Annotated in this window: 12 protein-coding genes and 2 pseudogenes; 10 read left to right on the top strand and 4 right to left on the bottom strand. The window is 61.0% G+C overall.

Features of this window, described 5'->3' with window-relative positions:
- Positions 1-12: 12 nt before the first annotated feature.
- On the bottom strand, positions 13-675 hold the full coding sequence (locus ACVWXD_RS06390; protein ID WP_081797819.1) for a C39 family peptidase: 663 nt from the start codon (positions 673-675) through the stop codon (positions 13-15).
- Between the two features lie 211 nt (positions 676-886).
- On the opposite strand from ACVWXD_RS06390, the gene ACVWXD_RS06385 reads away from it, so the two are divergent.
- Entirely contained in the window at positions 887-1039 is a 153-nt protein-coding gene (locus tag ACVWXD_RS06385) for a hypothetical protein (RefSeq protein WP_163034900.1), read from the top strand.
- Here ACVWXD_RS06385 and ACVWXD_RS06380 read toward each other — a convergent pair.
- Complete coding sequence (locus ACVWXD_RS06380; RefSeq protein ID WP_095184380.1) at positions 1036-1446, bottom strand: PA0061/PA0062 family lipoprotein; 411 nt, start codon at positions 1444-1446, stop codon at positions 1036-1038. The genes ACVWXD_RS06385 and ACVWXD_RS06380 overlap by 4 nt on opposite strands.
- A 194-nt stretch (positions 1447-1640) precedes the next feature.
- Here ACVWXD_RS06380 and ACVWXD_RS06375 point away from each other — a divergent pair, with 194 nt between their 5' ends.
- The 6 genes and pseudogenes from ACVWXD_RS06375 to ACVWXD_RS06350 all read left to right on the top strand — a co-directional run.
- Positions 1641-4862, top strand: a complete 3222-nt coding sequence (locus ACVWXD_RS06375) for an efflux RND transporter permease subunit (RefSeq protein WP_401380104.1) — start codon at positions 1641-1643, stop codon at positions 4860-4862.
- Complete coding sequence (locus ACVWXD_RS06370) at positions 4852-6018, top strand: efflux RND transporter periplasmic adaptor subunit (protein WP_457370792.1); 1167 nt, start codon at positions 4852-4854, stop codon at positions 6016-6018. Before ACVWXD_RS06375 ends, ACVWXD_RS06370 begins: the two co-directional genes overlap by 11 nt.
- A 7-nt stretch (positions 6019-6025) precedes the next feature.
- Positions 6026-7444, top strand: coding sequence for an efflux transporter outer membrane subunit (locus tag ACVWXD_RS06365; protein ID WP_457371578.1), 1419 nt, complete (start codon positions 6026-6028; stop codon positions 7442-7444).
- A gap of 289 nt (positions 7445-7733) precedes the next feature.
- Positions 7734-8192 (top strand): REP-associated tyrosine transposase, encoded by a 459-nt coding sequence (locus tag ACVWXD_RS06360; protein WP_095184376.1) that lies wholly within the window; start codon positions 7734-7736, stop codon positions 8190-8192.
- Between the two features lie 222 nt (positions 8193-8414).
- Positions 8415-8492: pseudogene (locus tag ACVWXD_RS06355) on the top strand (REP-associated tyrosine transposase); the annotation flags it as partial.
- A 116-nt stretch (positions 8493-8608) separates the two neighbouring features.
- Positions 8609-8704 (top strand): annotated as a pseudogene (locus tag ACVWXD_RS06350) (REP-associated tyrosine transposase); the annotation flags it as partial.
- A 140-nt stretch (positions 8705-8844) separates the two neighbouring features.
- Here the strand turns inward: ACVWXD_RS06350 and ACVWXD_RS06345 are convergent.
- Both ACVWXD_RS06345 and ACVWXD_RS06340 read right to left on the bottom strand, forming a co-directional pair.
- Positions 8845-10128 carry a Zn-dependent hydrolase gene (locus tag ACVWXD_RS06345; RefSeq protein WP_457370791.1) on the bottom strand — a complete coding sequence of 428 codons (1284 nt, stop codon included), beginning with the start codon at positions 10126-10128 and terminating at the stop codon, positions 8845-8847.
- Positions 10129-10153: 25 nt separating this feature from the next.
- Entirely contained in the window at positions 10154-11635 is a 1482-nt protein-coding gene (locus ACVWXD_RS06340) for an NCS1 family nucleobase:cation symporter-1 (RefSeq protein WP_032889926.1), read from the bottom strand.
- A 590-nt stretch (positions 11636-12225) separates the two neighbouring features.
- On the opposite strand from ACVWXD_RS06340, the gene hydA reads away from it, so the two are divergent.
- The 3 genes from hydA to preA all read left to right on the top strand — a co-directional run bounded on the left by hydA (position 12226) and on the right by preA (position 16463).
- Entirely contained in the window at positions 12226-13665 is a 1440-nt protein-coding gene (hydA, locus tag ACVWXD_RS06335; protein ID WP_122680595.1) for a dihydropyrimidinase, read from the top strand.
- A gap of 156 nt (positions 13666-13821) precedes the next feature.
- Entirely contained in the window at positions 13822-15189 is a 1368-nt protein-coding gene (locus ACVWXD_RS06330; protein ID WP_457370790.1) for an NAD(P)-dependent oxidoreductase, read from the top strand.
- On the top strand, positions 15189-16463 hold the full coding sequence (preA, locus tag ACVWXD_RS06325; protein WP_032889931.1) for an NAD-dependent dihydropyrimidine dehydrogenase subunit PreA: 1275 nt from the start codon (positions 15189-15191) through the stop codon (positions 16461-16463). Before ACVWXD_RS06330 ends, preA begins: the two co-directional genes overlap by 1 nt.
- The last annotated feature ends 34 nt before the right edge of the window (positions 16464-16497 follow it).

Genomic DNA, 16497 nt, shown 5'->3' with positions numbered 1-16497 from the left:
CGCACCACATTTTTATCGGTGTTCTGACAATACTTTAAGCGCCTGGGCCGCCGCCTGCTCCTGCCCGGCTTGGGCCGTCGCATTTGCCGCCTCGCGCCAACGCTGGGCATCCACATTCGCTGGCAACTGGCTCGGACGCTGGGTGAGGATCGCCCAGTGCCCGGCGCTTGCCCACTTCGATTCAAAGTCGCTGAAGCTCATCAATAAACGCCGGTCCATGCCCGAGCGCAGCAGAACCGTGCTTTTCTGCTGATTGAAGCCCACCACGACGACATAGTGCGCATCCGACCACAGCCCGCCGCCCACCCGCGCCATCACCGGATAACCCGCCGCCACTTGCGCCAGCACGGCCGTCAGTTTGGCATCCAGTGGATACACCATCAGCCCATACTCACGCGCCAACACTTGCATGTTGCGCTCCAGGTCCGCTTCGCCGCCCGGCAAACGCAGCGGCTTATCCAGCAAACCCGGTGTCATGACAATGCCTTGTTGCGACAGCATGCTGGCTAACGCCGTAGGACCGCTCTGATAAGCCTCGCTGCGAAAGGTCGGCACACCATTGAGTTCGACGCGCTCCGGCAAGCCCGGCAGTTTCGAAGGATGCCCGGAACAGGCCGCGAGGCCCATGGCGCAGGCCAGCAACAGGGATGATTTAACGTTCGACCGTAACCGCAATTTTTTACTCTCTTGATCAACTGCCGGTAAGGGCCCTGATCATAGGGCGCTCGGCCACGCGGGTATAGCCCAAAGCCAGGGTTTACCGCCTGAGATAGAGCAAACAAGTTGGATGAACACGACCATTGGTCAATAGCAGGCAACCGTCAGGTAGCTAGACTGTCCATTGAGAAGACTGTGTGTGCCCCGTACTGGGCGAAAGGAGGCCTGAATGAGCCTTGCAACGACGATTGTGATGTTGATCTGCGGTTGGCTGGCGGTTGCCGGCGCCATGTTGTGGGGGGTGTTGCGCATTACCCGTCGGCACCATCACCCCCACGTAAAACCTGCCAAGCCCCTAAAGGCAGCGGCACACCACGCCTAGCCAGGCATGCAATTGAAGTCCCGCGTCGCCGCAACTTCCTTGCCGTGGCCATCCTTTAAGGATGCACGCACGGTGGTGCCCAGGCTGGATTCCACCAGCGTGTAGTGCTCACCCGCCTTAAAGGCTTCGTATTCGACCCGGCCTTGGCAATCCCGCTGATTGTCGTCGCCGGGCTCCTCTTCGTACAACGTAACATCCAGGCTGTGAGCCCCCGGTTTTACCTCGAAATAGCGCCCGTCATCCACACGCTTGCCGTCCACGCGCTCAGCCAGCAAGTCATTCGGCGCATCCTCTGTCAGACCAATCCAGGCCTCACTCGGATCCGCTTTAGGGATCGGGCCGGCGCACGCCGACAGCAGCAATACGACACCCAATGCAGGGATCAACAACAGAGGTTTAAGTGACATGGCAGTACTCCAAAAAGACGATATGTCCGATGGGTGACAAGCGTGACCAGCAGCGCTGCCTGGAACAAATGAATCCATATGAAACGATCTTCAGCCCTTACCTAAATGTTCCTTCACCTGGCTGAAAGGCGCGTGTTAGGTGGGTCGGGCAAGACTGCCGGGGTTTGCAATCCTGCTCCCTCGGAGGTTCACGCATGCTCGGGCTGGTAAAGACCGCACTGCAAAAGCCCTACACGTTTATCGTGTTGGCCATATTTATCTGCATCATCGGGCCGATGGCGGCCCTGCGTACTCCCACCGACGTGTTCCCCGATATCGGCATCCCTGTGGTCGCCGTGGTCTGGCAGTACAACGGCCTGTCGCCGGACGCCATGGCGGGTCGCGTGATCTACACCTACGAACGCTCCCTGAGCACCACCGTCAACGACATCGAACATATCGAATCCCAATCCCTGCCAGGGATGGGCATCGTGAAAATCTTCTTCCAACCCGGCGTCGATATCCGCACCGCCAATGCCCAAGTGACCGCCGTGTCACAAACCGTGCTCAAGCAAATGCCGCCGGGCATCACGCCGCCGCTGATCCTCAACTACAGCGCGTCCACGGTGCCGATCCTGCAAATGGCGTTTTCCAGCCCAAGCCTCTCGGAAGCCAAGATCCGCGACCTGGTGCAGAACAACATCCGCCTGCCGTTGAGCGCCCTGCCCGGCCTGGCCATGCCCACACCGATGGGTGGCAAGCAGCGTCAGATCACCCTCGACCTCGACCCGCAAGCGCTGGCTGCCAAAGGCCTGTCGGCCCAGGATGTGGGCAATGCCCTGGCGCTGCAGAATCAGATCATTCCGGTGGGCACTGCCAAGCTCGGCCCCAACGAATACACCATCCTGCTCAACAACAGCCCCAAGGCCATCGATGAGCTTAACGACCTGCCGATCAAGACCGTCGACGGCGCGCTGATCACCATCGGCCAGGTTGCCCACGTGCGTGACGGCTCGCCGCCGCAGACCAACATCGTGCGCGTCGACGGTCATCGCGCAGTGCTGATGCCGGCGTTGAAAAACGGCAGCATTTCCACCCTGTCGATCATCGACGGTATCCGTGGAATGCTGCCGCGCATCAACGAGACCCTACCACCGTCACTGAAGACCTCGTTGCTGGGCGACGCCTCGGTGTTCGTCAAGCAATCGGTGGGCAGCGTGGCCCAGGAAGGCATCATCGCCGCGCTGCTGACCAGCGCGATGATCCTGCTGTTCCTCGGCAGTTGGCGCTCCACGATCATTATTGCGGCGTCGATTCCTCTGGCAGTGCTCTCAGCGATTGCGCTGCTGGCCGTCAGCGGGCAAACCCTCAACGTCATGACCCTCGGCGGGCTGGCGTTGGCGGTGGGGATCCTAGTGGACGACGCCACGGTGACCATCGAAAACATCAACTGGCACCTGGAACAAGGCAAGGCGGTGAAGACCGCGATCCTCGACGGCGCCGCGCAAATTGTCGGCCCGGCGTTCGTCTCGCTGCTGTGCATCTGCATCGTGTTCGTGCCGATGTTCCTGCTGCAAGGCATTGCCGGTTATCTGTTCCGGCCCATGGCGCTGGCGGTGATCTTTGCCATGGCCAGCTCGTTCATTCTTTCGCGCACCCTGGTACCGACGCTGGCGATGTTCCTGCTCAAGCCGCATACGCCGGAGCAAGGCGCGGGGCATCATCCGGAGGATGAATTCATCAACCACCATGAGGGTGAGCAGCACACGAAACCGCGCACTGCCGCGCTGCAAGCCGTGCTGAATTTCCAGCAAGGGTTCGAGCGCCACTTCTCGAATATCCGCGACACCTACCATGGCTTGCTGACATTGGCCCTGGGTCATCGCAAGCGCTTTATCGTGGGTTTTCTGGCCTGTGTGCTCGCCTCATTCCTGCTATTGCCCAGCCTTGGCCAGGACTTTTTCCCGGCCACGGATGCCGGTGCGTTGGCCCTGCATGTACGCCTGCCGCTGGGCACGCGCATCGAAGAAAGCGCCGCCGCCTTCGACCGTATCGAAGCGCGGATCCGTGAGGTCATCCCTGCCGAAGAACTGGACACCATCGTCGATAACATTGGCATCCCGCTCAGCGGCATCGACATGGCCTACAGCAGCAGCGGCACCATTGGCCCGCAGGACGGCGACATCCAGGTCAGTCTTAAAAAGGACCACGCACCCACCGCCGACTACGTGAAAAAACTGCGTGAAGCGCTGCCGCAAAGTTTTCCCGGCAGCCACTTCGCGTTCCTGCCGGCGGACATCAGCAGCCAGATCCTCAACTTCGGCGCGCCGGCGCCGCTGGACGTGAAAATCTCCGGGCGCAGCGATGAAGAAAACCGCGCCTATGCCGTCGAGCTGGAACGTCGCCTGCAACACGTGCCCGGCATCGCCGACCTGCGCATCCAGCAGTCAACCGGCTACCCGTCGCTGCAGGTGAATGTCGACCGCCTGCGCGCCAACGGCCTGGGCATTACCGAGCGCGACGTGACCAACAGCATGGTCGCCTCTCTCGCCGGCAGCTCGCAAACCGCGCCGACCTTCTGGCTCAACCCGGCCAACGGCGTGTCCTATTCCATCGTCGCCGCCACCCCGCAATACCGCCTCGACAGCCTTCCGTCACTGGAAGCGCTGCCCGTCACCGGCGCCAACGGGCAGTCGCAGATCCTCGGCGGTGTGGCAACCATCTCCCGTGTGCAAAGCCCGGCGGTGGTGACCCACTACAACATCGAACCGACCCTGGACCTGTACGCCAACGTGCAAGGCCGCGACCTCGGCGGCGTAGCCCGCGACGTGCAAAAGGTGCTGGATGACACCGCGTCCATGCGCCCAAAAGGCGCGACGATCAGCCTGCACGGCCAGATCGACGCGCTGCATGAAGCCTTCAGCGGCTTGAGCTTCGGCCTGCTCGGCGCTGTGGTGCTGATCTACCTGCTGATCGTGGTCAACTTCCAATCGTGGGCCGACCCGTTTGTGATCATCACGGCCCTGCCTGCCGCACTTGCGGGAATCGTGTGGATGCTGTTCCTCAGCGGCACCTCATTGTCGGTGCCCGCCTTGACCGGCGCGATCCTGTGCATGGGCGTAGCCACTGCCAACTCAATCCTGGTGGTTAGCTTCTGCCGTGAGCGCCTGGCCGAACATGGTGATGCGCTCAAGGCCGCGCTGGAGGCCGGTTACACGCGCTTCCGCCCGGTGTGTATGACCGCCCTGGCGATGATCATCGGCATGTTGCCCCTGGCGCTGTCCGAGGAGCAAAACGCGCCGCTGGGCCGTGCGGTAATCGGTGGTTTGATCTTCGCCACCATCGCCACCCTGTTGTTTGTTCCCGTGGTCTTCAGCCTGGTCCACGGGCGTCACCCTAGTCGCGCAGTTGCAGGAGAAACCCCACATGTCGTCTGATCACAAACCCTCGCGCAAGCGCCTGATGCTCATGGGTGTCGGCGGCCTGACCGTGGCTGCCCTGTTGGTCGCCAACGGCTTGCATGCCCGCACGCTGCACGAGCAATCGGTCACCGCCTGGACAGAGACCGCCGCCATCCCGCAAGTGATGGTGTTTCAACCCAAGCAGAATGTGGCCGGCGATACCTTGCGCCTGCCGGCGCACCTTGAGGCGTGGAGCAAAGCGCCGATCCACGCCCGGGTCAGCGGTTATTTGAAGGACTGGACAGTCGACATCGGCCGCCAGGTCAAGGCCGGGCAAGTCCTCGCCGAAATCGACAGCCCCGACCTCGACCAGCAACTGGCGCAAGCCCATGCACGCTTGGTGCAGGAACAGTCCAATGCGCGCCTCGCTGCAACCACCGCAACCCGATGGCAAAACCTGCTGGCGAGCCACTCCGTATCGCGCCAGGAAGCCGATGAAAAAACCTCCAACGCCGCGGCCGCCAAAGCCAATGCCCAGGCTGCTGCTGCCGACTATGCGCGGCTGTCCGCACTGGAAGGCTACAAGACAATTCGCGCGCCGTTCGCCGGCACCATCACGGCGCGCAACACCGACATCGGCCAATTGATCAAGGCCGACACCGACAGCGACCCGGAGTTGTTCAGCATCGCGGATACGCACCAGCTGCGCCTTTATGTACCCGTGCCACAGAACTACGCGGCAGTGATTCACCCCGGCCTGGAAGCCCGGCTCACCGTGCCCGAACACCCTGGCGAGCACTTCAAGGCACGGCTGATCGGCGACTCCACTGCCATCGATCGCCGCTCCGGCACCCTGCTCGCGCAGTTCGTGGTCGACAATCCCGACGACGCGCTACTGCCGGGTGATTACGCCGAAGCCACGCTGCCGATTCCGGCCGACACCCATGGTGTGAGCATCCCGGCCAGCGCGTTGATCTTTCGCGCCCAAGGCACCCAGGTCGCGGTACTGGATGGGCAGAACCATGTGCACCTGCAAGCCATCCATATCGGCCTCGACCTGGGCGAACGCCTGGTAATCGACCAGGGCCTGAAACCTGCCGACCGCGTGGTCGATAACCCGCCCGACGCTCTGCGCGAAGGCGACGCTGTGCAACTGGCCGACGCCGGAGGTGCGCATGCGCGTAAGGCTTAAGGTGCGCATGCGCACAGGGCTTAAACCACTCGCTGCGTTGACGCTGCTGGTATTGCAAGGTTGCTCGATGGCGCCGACCTACAAGGTGCCGTCGATTGACCTGCCAGCCAACTACCGCGAACAGACCAGCGACGGCCACTGGCACAGCGCGCAGCCGTCCGACCAACTGGCTCCCGAATGGTGGAAGCTCTACAACGATTCGCGCCTGAATGACCTGCAACAGCAATTGCTCAAGGCCAACCCGGACTTGGCTGCAGCGCTGGCGCACTTCGATGCGTCCCAAGCCTATGCCAGTCAGTTACACGCCGGGCTGTTCCCGCAGATTACCGCCAGCGCACAACCGTTGCGGCAGCGCCAATCTGACTCGCGGCCGCTACGGGGGGAGACGCAGCCGTCGGTGTACAACAGCAACACCGCCGGTTTTTCATTGAGTTACGACCTGGACCTGTGGGGCAAAATTCGCAATCAGGTCGCGGCCGGTGACGCCCAGGCGCAAGCGTCCGGGGATGACCTGGCGGTGGCGCGCCTGAGTTTGCAGCGTCAGTTGGCGACCTTGTACGTGCAGCTCAATGGGCTGGATGCACAGAGCCGGATTCTTACTGGCTCGCTGGAGGATTTCAGCCAGGCACTGCAACTGACCCGCAGCCGTTACAAGGGCCAGATAGCCTCGGAGCTGGACCTGACCCGTGCGCAAAATCAACTGGCGCAGGCCAGGGCGCAATTGGATGAGGTACGCGGGCAACGCAACCTCACCGAGCACGCCATCGGTGAATTGGTGGGTGTGGCAGCCAGCGACTTTACGCTGCCGCCCGGCCAGCAACTGATCGCCCTGCCAGGGGTTCCGTCGCAGCTGCCAAGCCACCTGCTGCAACGTCGCCCGGACATTGCGGCGGCAGAGCGCCGGGTGTTTGCGGCCAACGCGAATATCGGCGTAGCCAAGGCGGCGTGGTATCCGGATTTCAGTTTGACCGGGCTGATCGGCGGGCAAACGCAGGGCGTGGGGAATTTGCTCTCGGCGGGTAATCGGTATTGGGCGCTGGGGCCGTTAATGAATTTGCCGATCTTTGATGGCGGGCGCCTGAGCGCCAATGAACGCCAGGCCAAGGCCGAGTTTGAAGAAGCGTCCGCGCAGTACCGCAGCCAGGTACTGAAGGCCGTGCGTGAGGTGGAAGATAACCTCGCGCAACTGCGGGATTTGCAGCAGGAAGCGCAGGATGAGCAAGCGGCGGCGGACGCGGCGCAACATACGCAATCATTGGCGATGAACAGCTATCAAGCAGGTGCGGTGAGTTACCTGGATGTGGTGACGGCGCAGACGGCGGCGTTGCAAGCGCAACGGACATTGCAGGCGGTGCAGACGCGGCAGTTGCAGGCCAGTGTAGGACTCGTGACGGCACTCGGCGGCGGCTGGCAACCTGGCGCCTGACATCATTCTCGGACCTGGCACGGCTCTAGGTCTGGGAGGGGCGGTGCGACTTGCTCTCTATAACGGTGGGTCAGTTAATGATGCCTTGAATGAAATACCGCCATCGGGGGCAAGCCCCCTCCCACACTGATTCTGCGTCAGACACATAATGTATAAGCACCGCTAAGCCAATGTGGGAGGGGGCTTGCCCCCGATGGCGACCGTCCAGACACATCCTGCCAAAAGCCTGCCCATCAACCTCTTGCTCTCCAATCTAGCCTCTCTAAGCACATCTAGAGAGGGCCAGGGAATGGCAGATTTACCCGCTTCACACCGCCTGCGCATCGGCCGCTTCAGCGAACCCAACCGCATTTACCTCATCACCACCAACACCCACGAACGCATACCGATATTCAACAACTTCCATCTCGCTCGCTTAGTGGTCTGGCAATTTCGGCTGGCTCAGTACCAAGGGCTGGCCAATTCCCTGGCATGGGTGATCATGCCGGACCATTTCCACTGGCTGCTTGAACTGAAAAAAGGCTCGCTGGCGGACTTGATGTGCCAGGTGAAGTCAAAAAGCACCAGGACCGTTAATGGTGCAAGCGGACGCAAGGGGCGGCTTTGGCAAGAGAGCTTCCATGACCGGGCGCTACGCAAGGAAGATGACTTGGTGAAAATGGCCCGGTATGTGGTGGCTAATCCATTGCGAGCGGGCCTGGTGGAGCGGATTGGCGACTACCCACTGTGGGATGCCATCTGGGTCTAACGTCCGGCAACATTAGCTGAAACAACACCGTTCAAATGTGGGAGGGGGCTTGCTCCCGATTGCGGTAAGTCAGTCAGTTCATCTGCAACTGATACACCGCTATCGGGAGCAAGCCCCCTCCCACATTTTTTACCCGCATTTCAGGCGGCGCGTTTGCCGCTGGCGATGGCTGCCGATGCAGCCACCATGGCGCGCAGCAATACCGAGAAAATGGCCCGATAGGTGGTGGCTAATCCATTGCGAGCGGGCTTGGTGGAGCGGATTGGCGACTACCCGCTGTGGGATGCCATCTGGGTCTAACGTCTGGCAACATTAGCTGAAACAACACCCTCCCACATTTTTTACCGGCATTTCAGGCGGCGAGTTTGCCGCTGGCGATGGCTGCCGACGCAGCCACCATCGCGCGCAGCAATACCGTAAAAATGGCCCGATAGGTGGTGGCCAATCCATTGCGAGCGGGCCTGGTGGAGCGGATTGGCGACTACCCATTGTGGGATGCCATCTGGGTCTAACGTCTGGCAACATTAGCTGAAACAACACCGTTCAAATGTGGGAGGGGGCTTGCTCCCGATTGCGGTAGGTCAGTCAGATTATCTGTAACTGATACACCGCTATCGGGAGCAAGCCCCCTCCCACATTTTTTACCGGCATTTCAGGCCGCGAGTTTGCCGCTGGCGATGGCTGCTGAAGCAGCCACCATGGCGCGCAGCAATACCGCACACCCTGCCGCCAGATCATCCGGGGCGGCATTCTCGATCTCGTTATGGCTGATCCCCCCCTCACACGGTACAAAGATCATCCCCGCCGGCCCCAACTCGGCGACGAAGATCGCGTCGTGACCTGCCCCGCTGACGATGTCCATGTTCGACAAGCCCAGCCCATTCGCCGCATCGCGCACGGCGTCAACGCAGCCTTTGTCGAAGTACAGCGGCGGGAAGTCGGCCGTGGGTTCCATTTCAAAACTCAAGCCATGCTTGGCGCAGGTGTCATCAATGACCTTGCGCACCTCGGCAATCATCGAATCCAAGCGCGCCGGTTCCAAGTGACGGAAGTCCAGGGTCATGCGCACTTCGCCAGGAATGACGTTGCGTGAGCCGGGATACGCCTGCAGGCAACCCACGGTCCCGCAAGCATGGGGCTGATGCCCCAACGCCGCCGCATTCACCGCCGCCACCACTGCCGCCGCGCCTACCAGGGCGTCCTTGCGCAGGTGCATCGGTGTCGGCCCCGCATGCGCTTCAACGCCGCGCAGCTTCAGGTCGAACCACTTTTGTCCGAGGGCGCCGAGTACCACGCCGATGGTCTTCTTCTCATCCTCAAGAATCGGCCCTTGTTCGATATGCGCTTCGAAATACGCACCGACCTTGTGCCCACTCTCAGGACGGGTTCCCGCGTAGCCAATCGCATTCAACGCATCACCCACGCTCACGCCATCCGCATCGACTTTGGTCAGCGTCTCCGCCAGGGTGAATTTCTCAGCAAACACTCCGGAGCCCATCATGCAAGGCGGGAAGCGCGAGCCTTCCTCGTTGGTCCACACCACCACTTCCAGCGGCGCTTCCGTTTCGATATTCAGATCGTTCAGGGTGCGCAGCACTTCCACCCCGGCTAATACACCAAAGCAGCCATCAAACTTGCCGCCCGTGGGCTGAGTGTCGATATGGCTGCCGGTCATCACGGGCGGCAGGTTGGGATTACGACCGGGACGGCGCGCGAAAATATTGCCAATGCCGTCGACGGTCACGGTGCAACCGGCGTCTTCGCACCACTGCACAAACAGGTCGCGGGCCTTTCGGTCGAGGTCGGTGAGGGCCAGGCGGCACACGCCGCCCTTGGGGGTGGCACCGAGTTTGGCCAGGTCCATCAGCGACTGCCACAAGCGGTCGCGGTTGATGTGCTGGTGGGTCGATTGCAGAACGTCAAGGGCAGCGTTCATGGGGATCTCCTCAGGCTTGTATTTCTTATGAATTGACAACGACCGGGCTGATTCCGCGCCTGGCATTCAGGCCGTAATACAACAACCCGCCCAACGCCGAACCGGTAAACCAGCCGTAGCTGTAGAACCAGCTGAACGCATCACTGCCCAACGACAGCAACGTCAACACCACCGGCACGCCAAAGGCGATAAAGCCGCTCCAGTTCCACGCCGGGTATACGTCGTCGCGGTACAAACCGGCCAGGTCCAGTTGCTGTTTGCGAGTGATGAAGTAGTCCACCACCATGATCCCGGCAATCGGGCCCAGCAAACTTGAGTAACCCAGCAACCAGTTGGAATACACGGTTTCCAGGCTCACATCCGAGACGATCAGGCCGAGTTTTTTCAGCAGTTCATGGCCCATCAATACCAGCCCGACCAGGCCGGTGAGGATCACCGCCGTGGTGCGGTTGATCAGCTTGGGCGCGATGTTCTGGAAGTCGTTGGTGGGCGAGACGATGTTCGCGGCAGTGTTGGTGGACAAGGTCGCGACGATGATCAGCGCCATGGCCACGGCCACCCACACCGGGCTCTGGATATGACCGATCAGGGTCACCGGATCGGACACGCTGACGCCTACCAGCTTCACTGACGCGGCGGTCATGATCACGCCGAGGGCGGCGAACAGAAACATGGTCAGCGGCAGGCCGAAAATCTGCCCGAGGATCTGATCCTTCTGGCTTTTGGCGTAGCGGCTGAAATCGGGAATATTCAGCGACAAGGTGGCCCAGAAGCCCACCATCGCGGTAAGGCCGGCCATGAAATAACCGGTGAGGCTCGCCCCTTCAGGGCGCTTGGGAGGAATAGCCATCAACTCGCTGATAGATACATTCGGCATCGCCCACACCAGCAGGCCAATGCCCACAGCTACCAGCAACGGCGCCGACAGGGTTTCCAGGCGCTTGATCGACTCGGCGCCACGCAATACGACCCACAAATTCAGACACCAGAAAATCATGAAGCCGATCACTTCACCGGTGCCGCCTAGGGACTTCCACCCCTCGAAAATCGACCCCAGGAACAGGTGAATCGCCAGTCCGCCAAACATCGTCTGGATACCAAACCAGCCGCACGCCACCAGCGCGCGGATGAGGCACGGCACGTTGGAACCGAGGATCCCGAAAGACGAACGCAGCAACACCGGAAACGGAATGCCGTACTTGGTGCCGGGGAAGGCGTTGAGGGTCAGCGGAATCAGCACCACGATATTGGCGAGCAAAATCGCCATCAGCGCCTCGCCCACCGACAACCCGAAGTAAGCGGTCAGCACCCCACCCAGCGTGTAGGTGGGCACGCAGATCGACATGCCGACCCACAGCGCGGTGATGTGCCATTTGTTCCAGGTTCGTTCATGCACCTTGGTCGGTGCCATGTCGTGGTTATAGCGAGGGCTGTCGAGGACGTCGGGGCCGGCGTCGAGTTCGTACAGGCCGTTGCGTTCTATGACTTGCGATCTGTTCTGTTGCATGGCCGCTCCACGGTTTTTTCGAATTATTTTTGCTCACCTGCGTGGTGAGTGCAGGTGGCCGGAGTACCTCGTAAACAACATGACATCACGGGCCCGGCCAGCCGTTTCTGCACTCAATAACCGTGCCGAAAACCGCTACCACACCCTTACCGCTCATATAACTGACTGATGTTAATCAGCTTTCCGATTGAACCTGCGGTACTTGCCACGTGACTCAGGCCGAATAACGTAGAAGTTGCCCGAACTGTCAGGACTCAATCTGGTGCAACACAATTATTTTTATTTCCCAGCCCCGTCAAGAGGCATATCTCAACCGTCTGATTTGCAATAAGAAATGTTGCTCATATTGAGATCCTGTCAAGTGCGTCAAAATGGTGAGAGGCCGCTACATTTTGGTGATGTTAATTTTTAATCCTTATAAATCAGATACTTAATATGGATATAAGCTTATTAAAAATCTTCTTGCTCAATCGAAAAACTCGGGCTAGTTTCTATTCCTGTCACCGATGACAGGAATTAACCGACCATCGGCAGCAGTATTACAACACTTAGAACTGGCACAAGCCGGTCAAGCCTGTGAGGAACTCGACATGTCGCTGTTGATCCGTGGCGCTACCGTTATTACCCATGATGAAAGTTACCGCGCCGATGTGTTATGCGCAGGCGGTCTAATTCGCGCCATTGGCACGGATCTGGATATTCCCGCCGGCACTGAAATACTCGATGGCAGCGGCCAATACTTGATGCCCGGCGGCATCGACCCCCATACCCACATGCAACTGCCTTTCATGGGCACCGTGGCCAGTGAAGACTTTTTCAGTGGTACAGCAGCGGGCTTGGCCGGAGGCACCACCTCCATCATCGATTTTGTGATCCCCAACCCGCAGCAGTCCTTGATGGAAGCGTTTCACCAATGGCGCGGCTGGGCCGAAAAATCGGCATCCGACTACGGCTTCCACGTTGCAATCACCTGGTGGAGCGAACAGGTGCGCGAGGAAATGGCCGAGCTGGTCAGCCATCACGGCATCAACAGCTTCAAGCACTTCATGGCCTACAAGAACGCAATCATGGCGGCCGACGACACCCTGGTCGCCAGCTTCGAGCGCTGCCTGGAACTCGGCGCCGTGCCCACCGTGCATGCCGAAAATGGCGAGTTGGTGTATCACCTGCAACGCAAGTTGATGGCCCAGGGCATCACCGGGCCGGAGGCGCACCCGCTGTCGCGCCCGTCCCAGGTAGAAGGTGAAGCGGCCAGCCGTGCGATCCGTATCGCCGAGACGATCGGCACGCCGCTGTACCTGGTGCACGTGTCCACCAAAGAAGCGCTGGATGAAATCACCTATGCCCGTGGCAAAGGCCAGGCTGTGTACGGCGAAGTGCTCGCCGGCCACTTGCTGCTGGACGACAGCGTCTACCAACACCCCGACTGGCAAACCGCCGCCGGCTATGTGATGAGCCCGCCGTTCCGCCCGCGCGGGCACCAGGAAGCGCTGTGGCATGGCTTGCAATCGGGCAACCTGCACACCACCGCCACCGACCACTGCTGCTTCTGCGCCGAGCAAAAAGCCGCCGGGCGTGACGACTTCAGCAAGATCCCCAACGGCACCGCCGGTATCGAAGACCGCATGGCGCTGCTGTGGCACGAAGGCGTCAATACCGGGCGCCTGTCGATGCAGGAGTTTGTCGCGCTGACCTCCACCAACACCGCGAAGATCTTCAACCTGTACCCACGCAAAGGCGCGATCCGCGTGGGTGCGGATGCCGACCTGGTGCTGTGGGACCCCGAAGGCACGCGGACCATTTCCGCCAAGACGCACCATCAAAAGGTCGACTTCAACATCTTCGAAGGCAAGACCGTGCGCGGCGTACCGAGCCACACCATCAGCCAGGGCAAACTGGTCTGGGCCGATGGCGACCTGCGCGCCGAACGCGGGGCCGGGCGGTATGTGGAACGGCCGGCGTATCCGTCGGTGTTTGAGCAGTTGAGCAAGCGGGCCGAGCATTCCAAACCCGTAGCTGTGAAGCGCTGAGACCGCCATCGGGGGCAAGCCCCCTCCCACGCTTGACCGCATTCATTCAGATACAACTCGGTCGAATGTGGGAGGGGGCTTGCCCCCGATGAGGCCAGTACAGGCAACAAAAATGCCCACTTAGAGGCAATCCAAAAAAACCGTGAGGCCGACACCGTGATCCAGACCCTGACCCACCTCCCCCATCCCCATGAAGACGGGGCCACCCTCGCCAGCCATTTCACCGACCTGGCGCCGCCCCTCAACGCCCGCCAGGCCCAACTGGAAGCCTCGCGCTGCCTGTATTGCTACGACGCCCCGTGCGTGAACGCGTGCCCCAGCGAAATCGACATCCCGTCGTTCATTCGCAATATCCACACCGACAACGTCCAGGGCGCAGCGCAGAAAATCCTCTCGGCCAATATCCTCGGCGGCAGCTGCGCCCGGGTCTGCCCCACCGAAATTCTCTGCCAACAAGCCTGCGTGCGTAACAACAGCGAAGAATGCGCGCCCGTGCTGATCGGCCTGTTGCAACGCTACGCCATCGACAATGCGCACTTCAGCGAACACCCCTTCCAGCGCGCCGCTTCCACCGGCAAGCGCATCGCCGTGGTGGGCGCCGGGCCAGCCGGTCTGGCCTGTGCCCATCGCGCAGCCCTGCATGGCCACGACGTGGTGATTTTCGAAGCCAAGGAAAAAGCAGGCGGCCTGAATGAATACGGGATCGCCAAATACAAACTGGTGGACGACTTTGCCCAGAAGGAGTTGGATTTTCTCCTGCAAATCGGCGGCATCGAGATCCGCCACGGCCAGCGCCTGGGTGACAACCTGACCTTGAGCGAACTGCATCAACAATTCGATTCGGTATTCCTCGGCCTGGGTCTCGCCGCCAGCAAACAACTGGGGCTGCCCCACGAAGACGCCCCCGGCCTGCTCGCCGCCACCGATTACATCCGCGAGCTGCGCCAGGCCGATGACCTGACTCAACTGCCCCTGGCCGACCGCTGCATCGTGCTCGGCGCCGGCAACACCGCCATCGACATGGCCGTGCAGATGGCCCGCCTCGGCGCCCGCGATGTGAACCTCGTCTACCGCCGTGGCCTTGCCGATATGGGCGCCACTCACCATGAACAAGACATCGCCAAGGCTAATCAGGTGCGCCTGTTAACCTGGGCACAGCCCGAAGAAGTGCTGCTGGATGACAAGGGCCACGTACGCGGCATGCGCTTCGCCCGAACCCGCGTGGAAAACGGCCGCCTGCTCCCCACCGGGGAAACCTTCGAACTGGCTGCCGATGCAATCTTCAAGGCCATTGGTCAAGGCTTCGACAACGACGCATTGCACGATCCCCTGGCGCAACAGCTGCACCGCGTGGGCGAGCGCATCTTCGTCGACCAACAGCTACGCACCAGCATCCCTGGGGTCTACGCCGGCGGCGACTGCGTCAGCCTCGGCCAGGACCTCACCGTACAGGCAGTGCAACACGGTAAGCTGGCCGCCGAAGCCATGCACGCCCAACTCATGCTCAATGTGGAGGCTGCGTAATGGCCGATCTCTCGATTGTCTTCGCCGGTATCAAAGCTCCCAACCCGTTCTGGCTGGCCTCCGCGCCGCCCACCGATAAGGCGTACAACGTGGTGCGTGCGTTTGAAGCAGGCTGGGGCGGCGTGGTGTGGAAGACCCTGGGTGAGGACCCCGCAGCGGTCAACGTGTCGTCACGTTACTCGGCGCACTTCGGCGCCAACCGTGAAGTGTTGGGCATCAACAACATCGAGCTGATCACCGACCGTTCCCTGGAAATCAACCTGCGGGAAATCACCCAGGTGAAAAAGGATTGGCCCGACCGCGCGCTGATCGTGTCGCTGATGGTGCCGTGTGTTGAAGAGTCCTGGAAAAACATTCTGCCCCTGGTGGAAGCCACCGGTTGCGACGGTATCGAGCTGAACTTCGGCTGCCCCCACGGCATGCCCGAGCGCGGTATGGGCGCGGCGGTAGGCCAGGTGCCGGAGTATGTGGAACAGGTGACGCGCTGGTGCAAGACCTATTGCTCGCTACCGGTGATCGTCAAGCTCACGCCGAACATCACCGACATCCGTGTGGCGGCGCGGGCGGCCTATCGCGGCGGTGCGGACGCGGTGTCGCTGATCAACACCATCAATTCCATCACCAGCGTGGACCTGGATCGCATGGTCGCCCTGCCCATCGTCGGTACGCAAAGCACCCACGGCGGTTATTGCGGGTCAGCGGTCAAGCCGATCGCCTTGAACATGGTCGCGGAAATCGCCCGCGACCCGCAGACAAAAGGCCTGCCGATCTGCGGCATTGGCGGCATCGGCAACTGGCGCGACGCCGCTGAATTTGTCGCCCTCGGTTGCGGCGCGGTGCAAGTGTGCACGGCGGCGATGCTGCATGGTTTTCGCATCGTGGAGGAGATGAAGGACGGGCTGTCGCGGTGGATGGACAGCCAGGGTTACGCGAGCTTGCAAGAGTTTTCCGGGCGGGCGGTGGGCAATACAACGGACTGGAAGTACCTGGACATCAACTACCAGGTGATCGCCAAGATCGACCAAGAGGCGTGCATTGGCTGTGGGCGTTGCCATATTGCCTGTGAGGATACCTCGCACCAGGCCATCGCCAGCTTGAAGCAGGCGGACGGCACGCATAAGTACGAGGTGATCGATGATGAGTGCGTGGGCTGCAACCTGTGCCAGATCACCTGCCCAGTGGCGGATTGTATCGAGATGGTGCCTATCGATACGGGCAAGCCGTTTTTGAATTGGACGCAGGATCCGAGGAATCCCTACCGGGAGGCGGTGTAGGCCTGTAGGCCGCTATCGGGGGCAAGCCCCCTCC

Source organism: Pseudomonas sp. TE3911 (genome assembly GCF_054062775.1).
The sequence above is the reverse complement of the archived record's forward strand: the minus strand, read 5'-3'. Positions and strand labels throughout refer to the sequence as shown.